The sequence below is a fragment of the Rhodococcus yunnanensis NBRC 103083 genome, assembly GCF_001895005.1.
GTDB classification, from domain to species: Bacteria; Actinomycetota; Actinomycetes; order Mycobacteriales; family Mycobacteriaceae; genus Rhodococcoides; species Rhodococcoides yunnanense.
In genome coordinates this window covers 1-20320 of record NZ_BCXH01000015.1, presented here as the reverse complement: position 1 = coordinate 20320, position 20320 = coordinate 1, and the positions used below count along the sequence as shown (strand labels likewise).

Below are 20320 nucleotides of genomic sequence, written 5' to 3'. Positions count from 1 at the left end.
CGCCTTTTCGGCATCGATCTCATGGTCTGCCATCAACTCACCAAGGTACCTGTCGATAGAGGAATGGAACGGGGCTTGCCGGTGTCAGTCCGGAAGTTCCGCGTCGGGGAATGCTTGCTGCTGGTAGCCGCCACGCAGGGTGCCCTCGATGTACGCCGCCTTGCATGCGCGGCGCGCGATCTTGCCGCTCGAGGTGCGTGGGATCGAACCTGCAGGAACCAACAGGACGTCGCGAACCGTCACGCCGTGACGAGCGGAGATGGCGGCGCGGACATCGTCGGCGATGGGCTGTGGTTCGGCTTTGCCTGCACCGGGCGCCCGTTCGGCGACGATGACGAGCTGCTCGGACGAGTCGCCCGGGTCCTTCGTCAGTGCCGATCCGGAGAAGTCGAACACCACGTCGGGGAGCTGATTGAGTGGGACCGAGAACGCAGCCACGAAACCGGGACGAAGCGCCTTGCTCGACTCCTGTGCCGAGAATTCGAGGTCCTGCGGGTAGTGGTTCCGGCCGTCGACGATCACGAGGTCCTTGACTCGCCCGGTGATGTACAGCTCGCCGTCGTGGTAGACGCCGTAGTCGCCGGTGCGCATCCAGTTGCCGGTCTCGGGAGCGCCGTCGGCGTGCGATCCGCTGGGGATGCGCGCGACGAGCTTGTTGTGGAAGGTTTCGCTCGTCTCCTGCTCGCGGCCCCAGTAGCCCTGGCCGATGTTCTCCCCGAGCAGCCAGATCTCGCCGACACGGTCATCGGCCACCTCCGACGCGGAGTCGACGTCGACAATTGCCGCCCACTGACTACGCGCGACCTCTCCCGTCGACACCTGCGGGATGGCACCCTCGGAATCCTGATCGACGACGACGAAATTGCCTGCGTTGAGTTCGACCCGGTCGACGTAGACGACCTTGGCCTCGTCGACGTGCTTGGTGGTCGAGACGAACAACGTGGCCTCGGCCATGCCGTACGACGGCTTGATGGCCGTCTTCGGGAGCCCGTACGGCCCGAAGGCGTCGTTGAACTTCTTCATCGACGTCGTCGTGACCGGCTCGCTGCCGTTGATCAGGCCGATGACGTTGGACAGATCCAACGACTCACCGTTCTTCGGCAGGCCGCGCTGCGCGGCGTGTTCGAAAGCGAAGTTCGGTGCCGCAGCGAACGTTCCTGCGCCGTCGGACACCGCCGCGAGTTCCTTGATCCAGCGCCACGGACGCTGAACGAACGCGCGCGGGCTCATGATGGTGATGTACTTGCCGCCGAGCGCGGGCAGGATGACCGTCAGCAGTCCCATGTCGTGGAACATCGGCAGCCAGGTGACCCCGCGCGAGTCCTCGGTGATCTCCATGCTGTCGACCATCTGCAGAGCGTTGACGCCTACCGCGCGGTGGGTGATCTCCACTCCGGCCGGGGTGCGCGTCGAACCGGAGGTGTACTGCAGGTACGCGATGTCGTCGAGCTTGGCCTCGGACTCGACCCACGTCTCGCCGACGCTGTCGGGGATGGCGTCCACGGCGATGATGCGCGGCCGCTGCGCCGCCGGGAGTGCACGGAAGAACGCACGAACTCCTGCAGCGGAATTGGTTCCGGTAAGAATGGCCGTCGGCGCACAGTCACCGAGCACGGCGTGCAAGCGGTCCGTGTGGCCCGGCTCGTCGGGGTCGAACAGCGGGACCGCGATGGTGCCTGCATAGATGGCACCGAAGAAAGCGACCACGTAGTCCAGACCCTGCGGGGCCAGGATCGCAACCCGGTCGCCGGGTGAGGTCACCTGCTGGAGACGAGCAGCCACGGCACGAAGCCGAAGACCGAACTGTGCCCATGTCAGTTCATGCGCTTCCCCGTCGCGCTCGCGCGAGTAGTCGATGAACCGGTACGCCAGTGTGTCTGCGTTCTCGGCGACGTTCACCTCTACGTGGCGGACGAGAGTCTTGCCCTCGGCGATGGTGATGTGGCCGTTCTCATCGAGGTAGTCGTCGAATGTGTGGCTCATGCTGTTTCAATCTCCTCCACGGGAATCCGCTGCGGTTGCTGCGCCTGACGGCAACGGCCCGCGTCCCGACTTGTCCTCGAATCACGCAGACGCCATACAGCGTTATATTACTAGCTGGTAGCTATCTCCAGGCCCAAACCTGTGCCGACCGTTCGGCCAGGCGCACGGCTGAAGAGCATCCGCGAATCACTCGCCTTTCAACAGGTCGACAACCGGCGCAAATGCTTCCATCTGGGTAGGGAAAACCCCGACATAGGACATCGTCGTTTTCGCACGAACGTTACGGATCTGATCTGCGATCTCGTCGTATGTCCCGAATGCCAGGTATGGGGACGACAAGATGTCCTCCACACTGAGCTTCACATCGACGTCGACGTTCGGCGGATAACCGTTGTCCAGCGCCGCCAATGCCATCTCCGCCATCGCCTCACGATCGTCGGTGACGACGATCGTGGTGATGGCCCAGTTGAGCTCGATCTGGTCGAACCGATCGCCTGCAGCCTTACGAATCAGTTCGACGCGCTCGAGCGTCTTGTCCAGCGTCATGCCGGACAGCTGGAGCTTGCCGTCCTTGGTCGTGCTCGGTACCACCGAGATGATGTCCGCGTACTTCGCGGCGAGCGCCAGCATCCTCGGTCCGCCGCCACCGACACAGATCGGCGGACGCGGGCCCTGACGCGGACGAGGACTGCCCTTCAGGCCGGTGATGGTGAAGTGCTTGCCCTGAAAGTTGCATTCCTTGCCACGCAGGAGCGTGTCGAGGATTTCCAGGCTCTCTTCGAGTTTCTCGATTCGAATTCCCGGACGGTCGTACTCGATCCCTGCCTTGTCGTACTCCTCGCGCATCCATCCGGCGCCGAGCCCGAGCTCGAGCCGCCCACCCGAGAGCACATCGATCGTCGCAGCGTCCTTGGCCAGTACCGCGGGATGACGGAAGCCGTTGGCGAGTACCGCCGTGCCGAGGCGAATCTTGTCGGTCGCCACGGCAAGCGCACCGAGAGCAGCAATCGGTCCGACCTGGTTGCCCAGGTGATCCGGGATCATGAAGCTGTCGTAGCCCAGTTCCTCGGCCTGTTGCGCCAGCTTGATGAATTTGCGCGCCCCGCCCTCTTCTGCGTTGCCCTCTCCGCCTGCGGCGAAGCGAAACTTGCGCAGTTCCGTGATCTGCCCCTCAGCGGGCTGATCCGGGGCCTGGGCAGAACACATGTATGGGTCTCCTCGGTGCGGGTTTCTTCCGTCGACATCACGGCCGATCTCGGCTGGTCCAAGGCGCCACTCTAGCTGCTTGCCACGTGGGAATACACCTGGCGGGGTCACCTACGACCAGCTTTGTGCCTATTCATCGGATGTCACGAGCAGACGTTGTGAGAACTCCCCTGCACCGCGCGGCGCAATCTACGAATGCGGAATCTCCGGTGCCGACGCGATCAGATCGGCCGCCCAGGCCGCCGTCCACTGCGTCGAGGTGGTACCTGCATCGTCGACGACGAAGCTGTTGTACGACGCGTGCACCGGGTTGCCCGCGGCACCCACCAGGATTCCGATGCTCTGCGGAATGTTGCGCAGCGACAAGCCTTCCGAGGGCGCGGCGCAGATCAGATCGCCCGCCGCGCAGATCGAGAAGACCTTCTCGTCCAGCGTGCCGAAACCGCCCGCTCTGGGTCCCGTCATGGTGATGCCGGGAAGATCGAGTCCGCCGAGTGCCACCTCTGCGCCGACGCCGTCGACAGCCGGTCCGATGTCGGTTCCCGACGTCCCGTCGCGCCTGCCGTCGGCGATCAACGTCACTCCGAGAACGCGGTCGGCGGCGACCGGTCCGTTGCCCGCGCCGATGTCCGCGGCGATGTCGCCTGCGATCACGGCACCCTGGGAGAACCCGGCGAGCACGTAGTCGGTGAGTGGGCAGTGCTCGCTGTACCGGACAAGTTCGGCGCGCGCCGCGGCCGCACCGGCAGTGCGGCTGTTGTTGTACGACTGCTGGCCGTCGGGCGGGAATGCAATCGGGTTCGAGAACTGAGCGACGTACGGGACCGTGTAGACCACGGCGCGGCTCGGATCGAACTGCCCTTGTAGCGGGCGCGTCACGTTCAGCATCAACGATGCGGGGTTGGCAGTCGGGTCGTACGGGTCGTCGTTCGCCGAGGACTCCCACGTGCCGGGTATCGCAATGACTTCGACGTCGGCGCAATCGGCCGGCTGCGACGTCGGCGGTGTCGGCCCCGGCCCGGGGATCGGCGACGGAATCTCCTTCGGGAGCCGTCCCGCGAGCAGGTACCACGCAGCGACGATGACGATCCCGAGAACGACCACCACCGCGAGGAGTTTCGGTAGCAGTCTTCTCTTACGCTTCGTACGATTCGCCATCGGCTGAGTCGACTAGGACTTGCAGTAGGTGTTCTGCGCGGCGGTGATGTACACCTGGGCGTTCTCGCCTGCCTGCTCGGCGGTCATCTGCGTACCCGAGGCACTCGCCTCGACTCCCACGTTGGCAGTCACGAATGTCGAGATCTCGTCCGCTGCGACCCCCTGCGACTGCGCCGAGCAGATGTAGTTTGCGGTCGAGATGGCGATCTCACCGTTTCCTGCCGGTGTGATGCCGCCCTTCTCCAGCTCGGCGAGGAACGCCTGGCCCCGCGCATCGACCGGAGTCTCGGTGGTCCCCGGGAAATCCTCGGGCACAGGCTGAGGCTGCTCGGGAGGTGCCGTTGCAGCCTCACCCGGACTGGTCGTCGGCGCCGCCGTGGTGGGCTCCGCCGATTCCGATTCCGACGCCGACGCCGTCGGCTCTGCGGACGTCGACTCTGCTGCGGCCGTCGTCGTCGTGGACGGCGTTCCGGTTGCAGTGGAATCGTCGCTGCCGCAGGCCACGAGAAAACCGCCCGTGGCCACGACAAGCGCTGCCATCGTCAGTGTCCGGGCCAGCGTCTTTTCCATCATCAATCCAGTCCTATGGTCGTCGAGGTTCAACGCGTCACGCTACAGAGAACCACTGAGAGAATTCTGAGTGGACCCTGTGGCTTTTCGTCACGGTGCGATGGTGACTTTGCCGTCCTTGACCGTGATGATGCCGAACTGGAAGTTCTGCTGGACTCCGCCGCCGTTCATGTCGAACTGATCGCTCGTGATGTACCCGAGCCTGCCGCCTTCGTAGCCCACGCTCTTCCACGCGTCGAAGATCTCGCCGTTGCGGATGGCCCATGCGCCGGTGACCGGGCTCCAGTAGATGTTGCCGCCCTCGAACTCGTTGAAGCGGCCGCCATCCTTGATCGGGCCGAGCTCACTGGACTTCGGGAAGCCGAGCGAGCCGTTCTCCCACCCGAGCTGGCCGTACTTGCCCAGGATCATGCCTTGGACGGAGTGCGTTCCGAGGTCCGGGCTGAAGTACATCGCGCCGATCTCGAATCCCTGAACAGCACCCGGCTTCGACGGTGTGGCGACCTCGTCGAGGACGGGGTAGCCGAGCGGGCCGTTCTCGTATCCCTGGCGTGCCCACTCGTCGAGGATCGCGCCGCGGAGTGCGTGTGCTCCGGTCTGAGGCGTGAAGTAGACCATGCCGTTCTGGAAGGCATTGGCACGTCCACGGCCGTCCGGAGTACCGAATTCGCCGGTCTTCGGGAAGCCGAGCGGGCCTGCCGGTCCACCCGAACCCTGGTAGTTTCCGCCGATGGCACCCGCGACGACCTGGGCGCCGGTGTCCGGTGAGAAGAACACGCGTCCGAAACGGAAGTCCTGAGCACGCCCGCCTGCGACGTTGTACTCCGGCGTCAAGCAGTCACCGAGCCAGGAGTTGGCACCGGAGGCGTTGCCGATCGCGCCGGTCGCGCTGCACGCGGGCTTGTCCGCCTCGACACCGAGCGCGTTGGCCAGTTGCGGCCACAGCTGATGCAGCTCGAACTGCCAGTACTCCCACGAGTGCGTGCCCGACGGCCGGTAGTTGACCTGCGCAGGAATGCCGAGCTTGTTGAGCTTGGTCGCGAAGGTCTGAGACGTCAGGCGAGAGAGAATTTCGAGGCCCATGCCTGCGTAGTTCGAACTGACCCCTGGGATTCCCGACGGCGCGTCGTACGGGCCGGCAGCGCCGTTTCCGCTCGAGACGTACAGGCTGACGCCCTCGAGCTGGTCGGCAAGGAGGTACGGGTCGTGTTGCGCCCAGAGATCGTTGGTGGGCGCGCCCCACATGGCCTTGGAGTCGAAACCGCCCGCGTCCGCCATCGCGTACTGAATGGCCTGTGGCATGCCGAGCGTCGTCGTCGTCAACATGCCCGACAGCGAGCCGGCGAACTTGAAGAAGCCCTGGTTGCGTGCCGCGAGGAACATGGCGGCGGTGCCACCCATCGAGAGGCCGACGACGCCACGCGTCTGGTTGGTACGCCAGCTGCTCTCGAGAATCGGGGGAAGCTCCTTGGTCAGGAACGTCTCCCACTGGTAGTTCTTGCCGTTGTCCTGATCCACCCAGTCGGAGTAGAAGCTGGACTGTCCACCGACCGGGAGTACGACGTTGACGTTCTTGTCGGCGAAATAGGACTCGGCGTCGGTCTCGGCCGTCCAACCGCTCTCCATGTCCGTCGCGCGCAGTCCGTCGAGCATCCAGACGGACGGGAAGGTTTCCTGCGGGTTGAGGTTCCAGTCACGCGCAAGCAGCAGCTGCACCTGAATCGGGGTGCCCATCGACGGGGATTCGATCCACAGCGCGACGCGTCGATCCGACAGCCAGTCGACCGAGGTGACGGTCGCGCCGGACGCGGCCTGCGTCGGCGCCGGCAGCGACACGGCCGCGGGCGTTGCCTGCGCGATCCCGACGGCACCGAACGGCGACGCCAGTGCGACGGTGACGGCCGCCGCGATCGCAGCACGACGAGCCTGGATTCCGGCCTTGTGTCCTCGACCGAACCGAGCAAGCCCTGTGCGCATGATGGTGACTCTCTTTCTGCAGGTGGTGCGTACGAAGTCACGATCCGCGAGCGAAAGACGCAGACTTCTGTAGATGTCTTTGTACACGCGAGCGACGCCGAAACGAACGAGGCTCGCTGTGACTGGTGATGCAATTGTGAATGAACTTCGATCCGTTACGACGAATGCCGCCCTGCGTGTTCTGCAGGACGGCATTCGTTGGAGCAGAGCGTGTACGACCTTCGATCAGGCGTTCAGTGCCTCGAGGATCTGGCCGCGAGCCTTGAACAGCTCGGCGGACCAGTACGGCCACGAGTGAATGCCGTTGGCCGGGAAGTCGAACGTCGCCGGGATTCCGAGCGTTGCCAGGCGGACCTGGAATGCACGGCTGTTGGCCAGCGCGAGAGCTTCGAGTGCCATGCCGTTCGCGGTGTTGTAGAAGTCGATCGGCGCGCGCGGCTTGTCGAATTCACCGGGCAGTCCGCTTGCTGCCGAGATGTACATCGACAGGCCCTTGAGCTGCGGTGCGAAAACGAACGGGTCGTTGCGCAGCCATGCCGGGCTCCACGGGGGTCCCCACATGGAATCGACGTTGAACCAGGACTGCGACAGCATCGCGACACGGATGGCCTCACGCATGCCGGGAGCCGAGATGTTGAGGTAACCGGAGAACGAGCCGGCGAACTTGAACTGGTCGCGGTGGTACGCAGCCAGCGTCAGAGCAGCCGAGCCACCCATCGAGATACCGAGTACGGCGTTGTTGGTGCGCGAGACGCCGTAGCCCTCGAGGAACGCGGGCAGATCCTCGGTCAGGAAGGTCTCCCACTTGTAGGTGACTTCCTGGCCGTTCAGGTTCGATGCCGCGTACCAGTCGCTGTAGAAGCTGGCCTGTCCGCCGACCGGCATCACGAGCGTGACGTCGTCGTTCGCGAACTGATCCTGAGCGTTGGTCTCGAACGACCAAGCGTTGCGGTCGTTACGAGCGCGCAGACCGTCGAGCAGGTAGAGAGCAGAGCTGCCGCCGCGTGCTGCCCACTGAACCTGGACCTTGATCGGACCCATCTCGGACGGAACCCAGAGGTCCTCGCGTCCACCGGCAGGCGCTGTGTGCGCAATGGCGCCCGGTGCTGCGAGAGCGGTTGCACCGCCGACGACTCCGGCAGCGATCGGCAGAACGAGTGCTGCTGCACCGATTCCCATGAGCCGCTGACGCCATCGCTGGGACAGTCTCGGTCTGGTGCTGAGGCCAGCAAATCGCATGAAATCGTGCTCTCTCTCGTCTTCTGCGGTTTCCGCGATGTGTGCGGCCCCCGGCATTCCAACAGGGCTGTTCTTCGGCCCTGTCGGGCCGCAGTACGGGTTGTTCAGTTGAAAGTATGGGTTGTTCAGGTATTCGTGCCCGTCGCCGACCGCGAAGGTCGAATACGGGCGCGCAGGATGGAGGCTATTCCACCCTCGAGTCCCGATGCAAAACCGTGATCTACATCTCAGGTCTGCTTCGGAGCCGATATCAGACTGTGACACTATCCTGCGAAGCCCCCACACAACAGCCCGTCAAATCAGTGAAATCTCACAGAACGCGTTGAGATTTTACCGATCGGGTTGCCGAGCAGGGGCTCTGCAGCCGGGAATGTCAGCCGATGTTGGCACTCAGATCGGGGGCCATGATGTGCGCCTGCTCCTGCCAGTAGCCCCACTGATGGGTGCCGACCGACGGGAACGCGTACGTCACGTTGTTGGCCCCGATGCTCGCCATGCGAATCTGGAACGCGCGACTGTTGGCGAGAGCGATCGCCTCGAGTCCCATCGCGTTTCCGGTGTTGTAGTAGTCGATGAAGCTGCGCGGCTGGTCCAGACCACCCGGCAGACCGCTACCGGCGAAGACCCACACGCGTGTGCCGTTGTCACGAAGCCTCGGCGCGAAGACGAACGGATCGTTGCGCAGCCACGCCGAGTTCCACGGCGGACCCCACATCGCGTCGATGTTGTACCGGCCCGAATCGAGCAGCGCCAGACGCATGGCCTCGCGCATACCGGGTGCGGAGATGTTCAGGTAACCGGACAGCGATCCCGCGTAGGAGAACTGGTCGGGGTGATACGCAGCAAGCGTCAGCGCAGCGCTACCGCCCATGGAGATGCCGACGACGCCGTTGCGGTTGCGGTTGAAACCGAGCTGATTGGCGAGGTTGTCTCGCAGGTTCTGAGTGAGGAACGTTTCCCACTTGTACGTCGTCTGCTGACCGTTGAAGTTCGACGGTGCGTACCAGTCCGAGTAGAAGCTGGACATTCCGCCGACGGGCTCGACGACGTTGATGTTCCAGGATGCGAGGTACGCGCCCGCGTCGGTCTCGTGCTCCCAACCGGAAATGTCGTTGGTGGCGCGAAGCCCGTCGAGCAGGTAGACGACGCGGTCGGTGTTACCGTCCGCTGCTCGCCAGATGCGGCTCTTGATGGGGCCCATGGACGAATCCGTCCAGAAGTCCTGTGCACCCGGGTCGAACGCCGCATTGGCCGTTGCACCCGTACCGACCACTGCCAGACCGAGCGGCAGTGCCACAGCCATCACCAGAGACGTCAATATCCGGCGTGTGCGCCCCCCGGCACCCTTCTTCGTTCCAAACAGCATGCAATCGACCTCTCAGCAGTGTTGGTGGGCCGTATTGCTACGACTCGCCCGTTCAGCGGGGTGAATCCGGTCCTTTCGGCCCATCAGTCACACACATCTTTCGCATACATCGGCCGAAACTCGACCTCCGTTACGAAAACGAGATATCCCATCTTGGCGACGACTCTATATCGCCGAGACTAATTTCCGTCCTTCGGAATCGGTTCTTCCAAACCACACCTTTGTATTTCGTATTTCGGCACACGGTCGAATCGATAGCCCGAATAGAACAGCGAACGCTTGAAGTTCCTGATGAACAGGTCCGTCGTCAGCGGTGCCCGGTACGACGCGACGAGTTCCTGCGTATCGGGGCACGACAGCGCGACCCGAGCCTCGGTGACCCAGTCCTCGTCCATGTACCACGGCAGGAAGGGATGTTCGCCGACCAGGCCGAGGTCCGCGACGACCCAGTCCGGATACAGGTTCTTGTCGTGACCGATGCGACCGTTCTCCAACCGCTCGGTGTGCGAGGCGAGCGGGTAGGCAAGACCCATCTGGTCGATCACACGGACGTCGAGGCCGACGTTCATGCTCGTCATGCCGAGGTTCAGGAAGTAGACCGTGTGTCCGGCCCCGCCCGGCGGAATCGGCAACGGCGGCGGCACCACGTCCCAGTAGGTGAACTGCGCCGACGGCAGCAGCAACCCGCCGTCCGGGGTGTTCTCGATCGCCTCGACCATCGGGCGCATACGGGGATAGTCGAGATAGTCGGTGGCGAGAATCGGATGCGCATGCCCGGTGTTGAGTGCGTAGAACGCCCGCTCGTCGACGATGCCCGAGCGCCCCACGATCGAACCCTCCGGCATCCCGGTGGTGTTCGCGGCGAAGAAAGCCCACACCACGGTCACGATCCAGACGAAAGCGCCTACCCCGAACACCACGACTGCGCGTGTGTCCGACCTGCGCGACGGAATCGTCAGCCGTATCACCGAGATCGGGAGCAACAGCGTGAACAACGCAGGCAGCAGCGTGCGGCCGTGCATGAAATCGCCGCCGACCCGCACCGCGTACACCGCGGACAGAAGACCGCCGAGCAGGACGAACACCACGACGGCCGTCGGCGAGCGCAGCGCGTTCTGCGCCTCACGCACTGTCCTGGGGGCGCGAATTCTTCCCGGACGGGTGGCCGTCGCGACGGCGCCGACGAGCAGAAGCACCAGCGGCAGCCACAGCATGTACGGTCCGAGCAGATTCCACAGGTAGTCGAAACCCTGCGCCCACTTGGCACCGCCTGCGTCCTTCGACACCGCGGTGTTCGGGTACGGCAAGCCGTAGTAGCCCATTCGCCAGATCTGGTATCCCACCGGAACGACACCTGCGAACGCGAACACCAGAACCCGGCTCACCCACGTCTGCGGAGCCAGGAAGACCATCACCAGCGCGAGCCCGGACAATATGACGAGCTCCGGTCGCACGAGCGGCCCCAAACCCGCCCAGAAAGACAGGAACAGGATCGCCGGCTTGCCGACGTCCCTGGTCGCCCACCGGACCATCAGCAGCCACAGCACGGCGATCCAGAAGATGACCAGGCAGGTCTCGAGCCCCGACGTCGCGAAATCACGGGCAGGGGGAACCGCGATGTAGACCAGCACCCCAGCCGGCAAGAATGCAGCCACGCCGGCAACTCTGGGTCGTTCCGCAGGCTCCACTCCGGCAACTCTGGGTCGTTCCGCAGGCTCCACTCCGGCAACTCTGGGTCGTTCCGCTGCTGTTACTTCTCGCTCACGGGCCCGAAGGGCATACGTCCCGAACATCGCCACCGCGATCGCGGCCGTGGACAGAACCAGGGCGATCGTCAGCACGACGTATTCGAGACGGATCTCGCTCAACCAGCTACCCGCGTAGACCAGGTAGGTCCAGATCGTGCTGGTGTTGGTCTCGACCCGTTCGCCCGCGTTGAACACCGGGCCGTTGCCCGCCAGCAGGTTGCGGACAGTACGCAGAACGATCAGACCGTCGTCGGCGATCCACCGCCGCTCCCAAGCACCGACGAGGAACAGCAGGCTGGAGACGGCAACGCCGATACCGAAGATCGCGCGCGAAAGACCGGAACCCGAACGAGCGTCGGTCAGTTCCTCACGCGAGGTAGACAGCGACACCCACTACTCCGATCCAGGCAAGGGCGAGCACCTGCAATACCCGGTCCCCCAGCGCGATTTCCTCGGGTTCACCTGCTTCGCCGCCGTCGACATCCACTGCGTATCGCAGGATTGCGATGGTGAACGGAATCATCGAGATCGCGAACCAGTTGGTGCTCGTCTCGGCGTCTTGTTCGAAAGCCCACAGTCCATAGCAAATCACGACAGCCGTGGCCGACAGCGTCCAGACGAAGCGAAGGTACGTGGTCGTGTAGTTCTCGAGCGACTTACGAATCTTCGCGCCGGTACGTTCGGCCAGCTGAAGCTCCGCATAGCGCTTGCCTGCGGCCATGAACAACGATCCGAACGCCATGATCAGCAAGAACCACTGGGACAGCGGGATCGACGCCGCGACACCACCGGCGATCGCACGAAGCAGGAAGCCCGAGGACACGATGCAGATGTCCAGCACGGCCTGATGCTTGAGGCCGAAGCAGTACGCAAGCTGGATCGCGATGTAGACACCGATGACCAGCGCAAGTTTCCAGTTCGCGAAGAACGACAGGCCGATGGCGAGCCCGATGCACACCACAGCCATGCCGTATGCCAGGTTCACCGGCAGTACACCTGCGGCGATCGGCCGGAAACGCTTGGTCGGGTGCGCGCGATCGGCCTCGACGTCCATCGCGTCGTTGACGAGGTAGACGCCGGAAGCAGCGAGGCAGAAGACGACGAACGCGAGCCCGACCGGCAGCAGCACGTCGGCGTGCGTCACCGAACCGGCCGCCAGCGGTGCCGCCAGCACCAGCACGTTCTTGACCCACTGCCGCGGACGGAGTGCCTTGATCACGCCGTCGAGCAGGTTCTTGGGTGGTGCTCCGACCGGGGAGGCTTCCTCGCTCATTTGTCTCCTTCGTACTTCAGGACTGCAGCTGCCGAAATCGCGCCGAGCGCAGATCCTGCAAGCACATCTGTCGGATAGTGGACGCCCAGAACCAGCCGCGACAGCAGCATCGGGGGCACCAGCACCGCAGCCAACGGTAACCCGGTCAACCGACCGAGCAGAACGGCGGCCGCCGTCGTCGATGTCGCGTGCGAGGACGGAAAACTCAGCTTGCTCGGCGTGGAGACGTTGACGCGCACGGACGGATCGTTGGGCCGCGGCCGACGCACGACACGCTTGATCACGATCGATGCGGCATGCGAACCGACCGCACCGACGGCGACGCCTGCCCACTGCCTGCGCCGCGTCGGATCCACGGCGGCGCCGATTCCGGCGATGGCAACCCAGCCGAGCGCGTGCTCACCGAAGTGCGACATACCTCGCGCGACGGCGATCGCACCCGGCTGGGCACCGACCGTCGCCTGCACCTTCTCGAGAATGCGAACCTCGGTGGGGGCGTCGGTCTGGTTCTTACGCCTCGTAACGAAAGACACGTTCCCACGTTTCCTTACTCGTCAGGTGCGGGACGGCGTCGCGATAGCGTCCCTTGAGATCGGGGAAGCGGCGCGAGAGCTCGGTGCGCAGCGCCATCGCTTCCTTGAACAGGGCCGCGGCCTTCTCACGGTCACGCTGCCGGTACACGACGCCTCGGCCGTCGGCGGTGGTGACGGTGACTCCGTCGACCTGCGAGAGCAGGAACCAGCGAGCGTCGAGCGTCGGCACGTTGAGCTGAGGTCGCTCGTGATGACGGGTATGCGCGGGCTTGACGTTGTGAATCAGACCCTTGGCGAGGCGGCCGATCTTCGACAGCGGATTCGTCGGCAGTCCGACGGCCCCTACCTCCTCACCCGATGCGAGCGGCAATTCCGTCGAAGATCCGACGACGACGGCATCCGGGTACGTCTTGCGCAGTGCGTGTACGTCGCCGAGCGATGTCGGCAGGATCTCGAGGATGTGTTCAGGACCTGCGAGGAAGTCGCGGATCGCCTGGTTCTGGATCGCAACGGTCGAGTACTCGAGGCACAGCAGGTGCTTGACGGTGGCCTTGACGGTGTCGAGCACCAGGCCGCGTCCGTTGCCCGGCATGTGCAATGCGGCCACGACCAACCGGTTGCGGAGGTGGAAGTACGCCTGCCAGTCGATGGCGTCGTCCTTGTCGCTCCATGCCATGTGCCAGATCGCGGCACCCGGGAGCGTTACCGTCGGGTAGCCGGCTTCCCGTGCGCGCAAACCGTATTCGGCGTCGTCCCACTTGATGAACAGCGGGAGCGGCTGTCCGAGCTCCTCGGCGACGACGCGCGGGATCATGCACATCCACCAGCCGTTGTAGTCGACGTCGATGCGCCGATGCAGCAGCTTGCTCGAGCGAAGGGGGTACTTGCTGAAATCGTGGTCGTATTCGACGTTCTGCGCGCCGGTCCACATGAAGTTTCCGCGGTTGATCACTTCACCCATGACGTGAAGATGGCTGCGCGCCTGCAGGTTCAGCATCTGGCCGCCGACGAGCGTTGGCACCTTGGCGAACCGAGACATCGCGAGCGCACGAAGAATCGAATCGGGCTCGATCTCGATGTCGTCGTCCATGAACAGGATGTGTTGGCACTCGGTGTTGTTCAGCGCCTCGTACATGATGCGGCTGTAACCACCCGACCCACCGAGGTTGGCCTGGTCGTGGATCGCCAGCCTACCGCCGAGCGCTTCTTCGGCGGCAGCGAATCCGGGCTCGTCCTTGGCTTTTCGCGTGCCCTGGTCCGGCATGATGACGGCTTTGATCACGTCCAGCACCAGCGGATCCGACCCGAGCGCCTCCAGGGCTTTCACGGCGTCGGTCGGGCGGTTGAACGTCGGGATGCCGACGGCGACGGTCGCCTCACCCGGCGCGTCGATCGGCGCATACCAACCGGCACTCTCGAGCACTACCTCGGAGTCGGACGTGATGTCGAACCAGATCCACCCGCCGTCCTCGAACGGGCCGAGGTCGACCAGGAACTCTTGCACTGCATCACTGTCGACGACTTCGCGGCCCTCGACGTGGATGCGCGAGCTGTCGGCCTTGGATCGGTAGACGTCGATGCGGCAGTGTCCGGAGACCTCGACGCGCAACACCACGGACTTCAGGATGCTGTAACGACGCCAGTAGCTCGCCGGGAACGCGTTGAAGTACGTCGCGAACGACACCTCCGACTCGGAACCGATGGTGACCGACGTACGCGAGAGCGAGTGTGCCCGTCGGGCATTCGTTGTCGCTTCTTCCAAGTACAGCGTGCGTACGTCGAGCGGTTCACCGGAGCGCGGAAGGAGAATGCGCTGCAGCAGGGACTTTCCGAGCACGGGCGACACGTCGGCAACCCCGTCGTCGAGTAGATGTTTTGCTGTCATTTCTCCCCCGCAAGCGAAGCGCCGGTCTCGAAGTGTGGAGCCAGCGTGTTGTCGTACAGGTTGAGCGCGCTGGCGATGGCCATGTGCATGTCCAGGTACTGGTAGGTGCCCAGACGGCCACCGAACAGCACGTTGTTGGAGGCGGTCTCGGCCTTCGCGCGATCGCGGTATGCCTCGAGCTTGCTCCGATCGTCGGGGGTGTTGATCGGGTAGTACGGCTCGTCGCCGCTTTCGGCGAACCGCGAGAACTCGCGCATGATGACCGTCTTGTCGGTCGGGTACTTCCGCTCGGGGTGGAAGTGCCGGAACTCGTGGATGCGGGTGTAGCCGACATCACCGTCGTTGTAGTTCATCACCGGCGTGCCCTGGAAATCACCAGTCGGGAGCACCTCGGTCTCGAAATCGAGTGTGCGCCAACCCAGTTCACCCTCCGAGTAGTCGAAGTACGCGTCCAGTGGTCCGGTGTAGACGATGGGAGCGCCCGGACTTTCCTTCGTCAGTTCTTCTCGAACCTCGAACCAGTCGGTGTTCAGACGCACCTCGATGAGATCGCTCGATGCCATGTTCTCGAGCCACGCGGTGTAGCCGTCGACCGGCAGGCCCTCGTAGTCGTCGTTGAAGTAGCGATTGTCGAAGGTGTAGCGCACCGGCAGCCGCGTGATGTTGCCCGCGGGCAGATTCTTCGGATCGGTCTGCCACTGCTTGGCGGTGTAATCGCGGATGAACGCCTCGTACAGCGGGCGGCCGATCAGCGAGATCGCCTTCTCCTCCAGGTTCTGCGCATCCTTGGAGTCGAACTCGCTCGACTGCTCCTCGATGAGCGCGCGCGCTTCGGCCGGCGAGTAGTACTTGCCGAAGAACTGCGAGATCAGGCCGAGCCCCATGGGGAACTGGTACGACTGGCCCTTGTGCATCGCATAGACGCGATGTTGGTAGCTGGTGAAGTCGGTGAACTGGTTGACGTAATCCCAGACACGCTTGTTCGACGTGTGGAACAGGTGGGCGCCGTACTTGTGGATCTCGATGCCGGTCTCCGGCTCGGCCTCCGAGTACGCGTTGCCGCCCAGGTGGTGGCGCCGATCGATCACGAGGACACGCTTGCCCAACTGGGACGCCGAGCGCTCCGCCACGGTCAGGCCGAAGAACCCGGATCCGACGACGATGAGGTCGTATCGGCCGGTCACGGAAGCATCGGAAGAGGTCGGCTCAGGGCTTACAGCAGTCACGGGCAACCAGGGTATCCGACCTCGGCTGCCACGCCGCCCATGCATGCGGCTTCGCCGTCCGTGCGTGGGCACTTACCGCTCGACGTCACTCCTCACACACGGGTACGAAGTACATAGGTATCCATCACCCAGCCGTGCTCGGCCTTCACGTCCGCACGCGCGCGCTCGATCTCCCCGATGCACGCGTCGAGCGGCCCCGACACCAACCTTTCATCGTCCGTTCCCAGGTTGGCACCCCAATGGATGTCCCACGTACCGGTTCCGACCAGCTCGCGGCACGTCAACTTGCCGTCGAGCATCACCACGATGTTGTCGGCGCCCGCGCCGATGTCGTGCAACAGCGCCCGACCGGTCGTGATCACGATCGGACCGCCGATGCGATTGAGCACCAGCCGGTGAGCGGCTGCGAGCATCGACACACTGCTGATGCCAGGAGTGACGTCGAAATCGATGTCCACGGTCCCGAAATCTCGGACCCGTTCGACGACGCGGATGGTGCTGTCGTACAACGCCGGGTCGCCCCACACCAGAAATCCGACGACAACGTCCGGATCCAGATCCAGCAGCACCTTCTCGTAGGCACGTGCCCTGGCGTCGTGCCAGTCCACTACGGCGGTCCCGTAGTCGCTGGGCCTGCGGTCGCGCTCGGGATCGGGCACCTGGATCACCCTGGGACTGCCGGGCACATGACGCCTCAGGATCTCCGCCCGCGCCTCAGCGAGGTCGCCGACGCTCGAACCCTTGTCGGCGACGAGGAAGACATCGACTTCACGAAGCCGGGCGACGGCCTGAACCGTGATCTGGTCGGGATGTCCGCCACCGACTCCGACGAGATGGATCTTCACGCTCTGTCCCGGCACGCGTCGTACAGATGGGATTCCGCGCCGGGAGTCCGTCCCACCGCGGGTCCGACGAGGATGACGGCGGCTTGCTTCAGTCCCGCGGCCTCGACCTGCTCGGCGATGTCGCCGAGAGTGCCCGTCAGCACGAGCTGATCCGGCTTGCTGGCATGGAAGACGACGGCGACGGGACACTCGCTGCCGTAGTACCCGGTCAACTCCTCGGCGAGCAGCCTCGTTCGGGTGATCGCCAGATGCAGCACGAGCGTCGAGCCCGTCGCGGCGAAAGCCGACAATCGCTCGCCGTCCGGCATCGCCGTCGACCTCGCCTGCGCGCGCGTCAGGACGACGGACTGCGCGAGCTCGGGAACGGTGAGTTCTACGCGCAGCGTGGCAGCTGCGGCGGCGTACGCGGGCACGCCTGGAGTGACGTCCCAGGCAATGCCTTCGGCGTCGAGCCGCGCCGACTGCTCCGCGAGCGCCGAATAGAGAGATGGATCACCCGAACACAGTCGCGCAACGTCCTCGCCGCGTGTGTCCGCGGCGACGAGCTCGGCGATGATCGCGTCGAGATCCATCGAAGCGGTGTCGACCATGCGGGTGCCGGCCGAACAATGGGCCAGGATCGCGTCGTCGATGTAGGTGCCCGCGTAGACGCAGACCGGGCTTGCACGGAGATGGTCGACGGCGCGCAACGTCAGCAGATCGGCAGCGCCGGGGCCTGCACCGATGAAGTGGACTGTCACGAAGTAAAAGCGTAGGCGCTTCGGACGACGCGCCGCACCATCGGTGAAATCCCCGGGGTGGCTAACTCTCAAGCTAAGGTTTAGCCTTGTGTCGTATGAGGTTGTTGTTACTCATGTGGTTGAAGTCCAGTCACATCAGTCACTGGAGTAACAGCAGCATCACAACTTACAGACAATTGGATCTGAACGGAAGCAATTCGCGTCGAACAGTCGCAGGATGCTTCGCGGACGAGTCACGCACAACCGACCCGGGCCGCACCTACAACCAGGGAGTACCGCCTTGCACCGTCGAACGAAGCCGTCGATCGTTCTCGGCGCTGTCGCCTTGCTTGCCGTCGCGAGTCCAGTCGCGGTCTACAGCATCTCCGGCGAGAATGCGTCCACCGATATTCGATCGGCCAACGAGACAACCCCTGTCACAGTCCCCACCAAGATCGTCGAAACGGCACTGACCGCGGCACCGGACATCGTCATTCCACTCCAGGAACTGACGGGCCTTCCGCTGCCCGACCTCCGCCTGTCCGATCTGAAATACCTGCCCCTACCGGACAGCATCACGATCCCGCCGCTCCAGATCCCCGAGATCCCCGGCCTGACGGTCCCGTCCCAAACGAGCCCGTCCGCCCAGGCTCCGATCCCCGAACTCGGCCGTACCGACGCGTCGGCGCCGGTCACTCCGCAGGCTCCGCTCCCGGCCGATGGGGTCACTCCGCAGGCTCCGCTCCCGGCCGACGGGGTCACTCCGCAGGCTCCGCTCCCGGCAGGCGACGACCCGGGCGCGCCGCTCGGCGCCGTCGTCAAGGAACTGCGCCAGGACGAGAATTTCAGCATGGTCGCGTTGACCTCCACCGCTCTCGACGGGGCCGTCGCGCAGGTACGACGCCAGCTCGACGACGGTTCGTGGGGGCCCTGGCTCGCAACCGAGCCCATCGACACCGCGGCCAGTGATTCCGCACCGACCCCGGACAAGAAGGGGACCGAGCCGATCTTCGTCGGTGCCACCAAGGCCGTGCAGTTGCTGATGACTCCGCGGCCCGTGGCTGCGCCTGCCCCGGTTCCAGCTCCCGAGGTCGCACCAGTTCCCGAGGTCGCACCAGTTCCCGAGGTCGCACCGGCTCCCGAGGTTGCGCCGGCTCCCGAGCAGGAGCTCGGTTACACACCCGCCTCGGTGTCGAAGCCGTTGCGCCAGCAGGAAACACCCGTCGCAGACGCTCTGGCCGATGTCAGCGCAGTGCTGATCCAGCCGGGCACCTCCCCTGCCGATTCCGCACTCGCCGACATCGCGACTCCCGTCGCGGGCGATGCCGGACCGAAGGTGATCTCGAGGGCACAGTGGGGCGCCGACGAGTCGATCCGCTGCGCGAACCCGACGTACGACGACTTCCTCGGCGGCGCAACGGTGCACCACACCGCGGGAAGCAACGACTACTCCAAGACCGAATCCGCCGAGATCGTCCGAGCCATCTACGCGTACCACGCGCAGACTCTCGGGTGGTGCGACGTCGGATACAACGTGCTCGTCGACAAGTACGGTCAGATCTTCGAAGGCCGTGCAGGTGGTTTGGACAAGCCGGTTCAGGGTGCACACGCCGGTGGGTTCAACGAGAACACCATGGGCATCGCCATGATGGGCGACTACTCCTCGGAGTCACCATCGCAGGAGACCCTCGATTCGGTCGGCAAGTTCCTCGGATGGCGTTTGGGCAAAGCAGGTCTCGACCCGCACGGCGAGACGACGATGACGAGCGAGGGGACCAACTACACCTTCGTCGGCCAGGGTCAGAGCGTCGACCTGCCGGTCATCTTCGCCCACCGCGACGTCGGCAACACAGCATGCCCCGGCGACGGCGCATACGCCAAGATGGACGAGATCCGCGATATCGCGGCGGCATCTCTCGGTGGCGGCGACGTAGCTCCTGCCCCGGCTCCGACAGAGGACTCGACCGATACCGCAACTCCGTCGTCACCCGGTACGAACGCGAGCAGCACTCTCGGAGAGAACATTCCGGGATTGGTCGACGAACTGGTTCGACTCGCGAGCACGAACCCGATCGCGCAGAAGTGGATCGCGTCGGGGGGCGAGACCGGCAGCCTCGGCACTCCGGTCAGCGGTCTCGTCCAGGTCAAGGGCGGCGGCGAGGCAGCTCAGTTCACCAACGGATCGATCTTCACTTCGCTTGCAGGACAAGCTGTTGCGGTGATCGGGAAGATCTTCGAACAGTTCCTGGCACTCGGCGGCGAGAACGGTGAACTCGGCCTCCCAACGACCGACGAATACCGCGTACCCGAGGGCCTGCGAACCGATTTCGAGAACGGCTCGCTGATCTTCAACGAACTCACCGGCATCGTCACCACGGTCATCAAGACCTACAACGACACCTACGAGCAGGAAATGCAGAACGCCCCGGCTCCGTAACAGCCGACGCATCGAATGCCCCCACACAACGGAGTGTGGGGGCATTCGGCATCTCTCCCCCCAGCCACGCAAACGCACGTGCATTTGCGGAGAGGGACGGGACCAACCAGGGAATACACCACCCCAGCCACGCAAACGCACGTGCATTTGCGGAG

General features: G+C 64.3%; 15 protein-coding genes. 1 reads left to right on the top strand and 14 read right to left on the bottom strand.

What is annotated here, in order from left to right:
* Positions 1–84: 84 nt before the first annotated feature.
* From fadD32 to RY1_RS21095, 14 genes are all read right to left on the bottom strand, one after another.
* Positions 85–1983, bottom strand: coding sequence for a long-chain-fatty-acid--AMP ligase FadD32 (fadD32, locus tag RY1_RS21160; RefSeq protein WP_072806030.1), 1899 nt, complete (start codon positions 1981–1983; stop codon positions 85–87).
* A 186-nt stretch (positions 1984–2169) separates the two neighbouring features.
* Positions 2170–3189: an LLM class F420-dependent oxidoreductase gene (locus tag RY1_RS21155; protein WP_072806029.1), complete on the bottom strand. Its 1020-nt coding sequence runs from the start codon at positions 3187–3189 to the stop codon at positions 2170–2172.
* 189 nt (positions 3190–3378) lie between these two features.
* Positions 3379–4347 (bottom strand): cutinase family protein, encoded by a 969-nt coding sequence (locus RY1_RS21150; protein ID WP_072806028.1) that lies wholly within the window; start codon positions 4345–4347, stop codon positions 3379–3381.
* Positions 4348–4359: 12 nt separating this feature from the next.
* Positions 4360–4917, bottom strand: coding sequence for a DUF732 domain-containing protein (locus RY1_RS21145; protein ID WP_072806027.1), 558 nt, complete (start codon positions 4915–4917; stop codon positions 4360–4362).
* A 90-nt stretch (positions 4918–5007) separates the two neighbouring features.
* Entirely contained in the window at positions 5008–6894 is a 1887-nt protein-coding gene (locus tag RY1_RS21140) for an alpha/beta hydrolase-fold protein (protein WP_174565442.1), read from the bottom strand.
* A gap of 225 nt (positions 6895–7119) precedes the next feature.
* A complete protein-coding gene (locus RY1_RS21135; RefSeq protein WP_072806134.1) occupies positions 7120–8133 on the bottom strand; it encodes an alpha/beta hydrolase in 1014 nt (337 codons plus the stop codon).
* 373 nt (positions 8134–8506) lie between these two features.
* Entirely contained in the window at positions 8507–9436 is a 930-nt protein-coding gene (locus RY1_RS21130; RefSeq protein ID WP_072806133.1) for an alpha/beta hydrolase, read from the bottom strand.
* 242 nt (positions 9437–9678) lie between these two features.
* Entirely contained in the window at positions 9679–11637 is a 1959-nt protein-coding gene (locus RY1_RS21125) for an arabinofuranosyltransferase AftB family protein (protein WP_072806026.1), read from the bottom strand.
* Positions 11615–12520, bottom strand: coding sequence for a decaprenyl-phosphate phosphoribosyltransferase (locus tag RY1_RS21120; protein WP_072806025.1), 906 nt, complete (start codon positions 12518–12520; stop codon positions 11615–11617). The genes RY1_RS21125 and RY1_RS21120 overlap by 23 nt, the downstream gene beginning before the upstream one ends.
* Entirely contained in the window at positions 12517–13053 is a 537-nt protein-coding gene (locus RY1_RS21115; RefSeq protein WP_072806024.1) for a phosphatase PAP2 family protein, read from the bottom strand. Before RY1_RS21115 ends, RY1_RS21120 begins: the two co-directional genes overlap by 4 nt.
* Positions 13031–14938 (bottom strand): glycosyltransferase, encoded by a 1908-nt coding sequence (locus tag RY1_RS21110; protein WP_072806023.1) that lies wholly within the window; start codon positions 14936–14938, stop codon positions 13031–13033. Before RY1_RS21110 ends, RY1_RS21115 begins: the two co-directional genes overlap by 23 nt.
* Positions 14935–16209: a UDP-galactopyranose mutase gene (gene glf, locus RY1_RS21105; protein ID WP_371829494.1), complete on the bottom strand. Its 1275-nt coding sequence runs from the start codon at positions 16207–16209 to the stop codon at positions 14935–14937. Before glf ends, RY1_RS21110 begins: the two co-directional genes overlap by 4 nt.
* Positions 16210–16256: 47 nt before the next feature.
* A complete protein-coding gene (cobF, locus tag RY1_RS21100) occupies positions 16257–17009 on the bottom strand; it encodes a precorrin-6A synthase (deacetylating) (RefSeq protein ID WP_084727663.1) in 753 nt (250 codons plus the stop codon).
* Positions 17006–17749, bottom strand: a complete 744-nt coding sequence (locus RY1_RS21095) for a cobalt-precorrin-4/precorrin-4 C(11)-methyltransferase (protein ID WP_072806020.1) — start codon at positions 17747–17749, stop codon at positions 17006–17008. The genes cobF and RY1_RS21095 overlap by 4 nt, the downstream gene beginning before the upstream one ends.
* Before the next feature lie 280 nt (positions 17750–18029).
* Here RY1_RS21095 and RY1_RS21090 point away from each other — a divergent pair, with 280 nt between their 5' ends.
* Positions 18030–20165 carry an N-acetylmuramoyl-L-alanine amidase gene (locus RY1_RS21090; RefSeq protein ID WP_072806019.1) on the top strand — a complete coding sequence of 712 codons (2136 nt, stop codon included), beginning with the start codon at positions 18030–18032 and terminating at the stop codon, positions 20163–20165.
* The last annotated feature ends 155 nt before the right edge of the window (positions 20166–20320 follow it).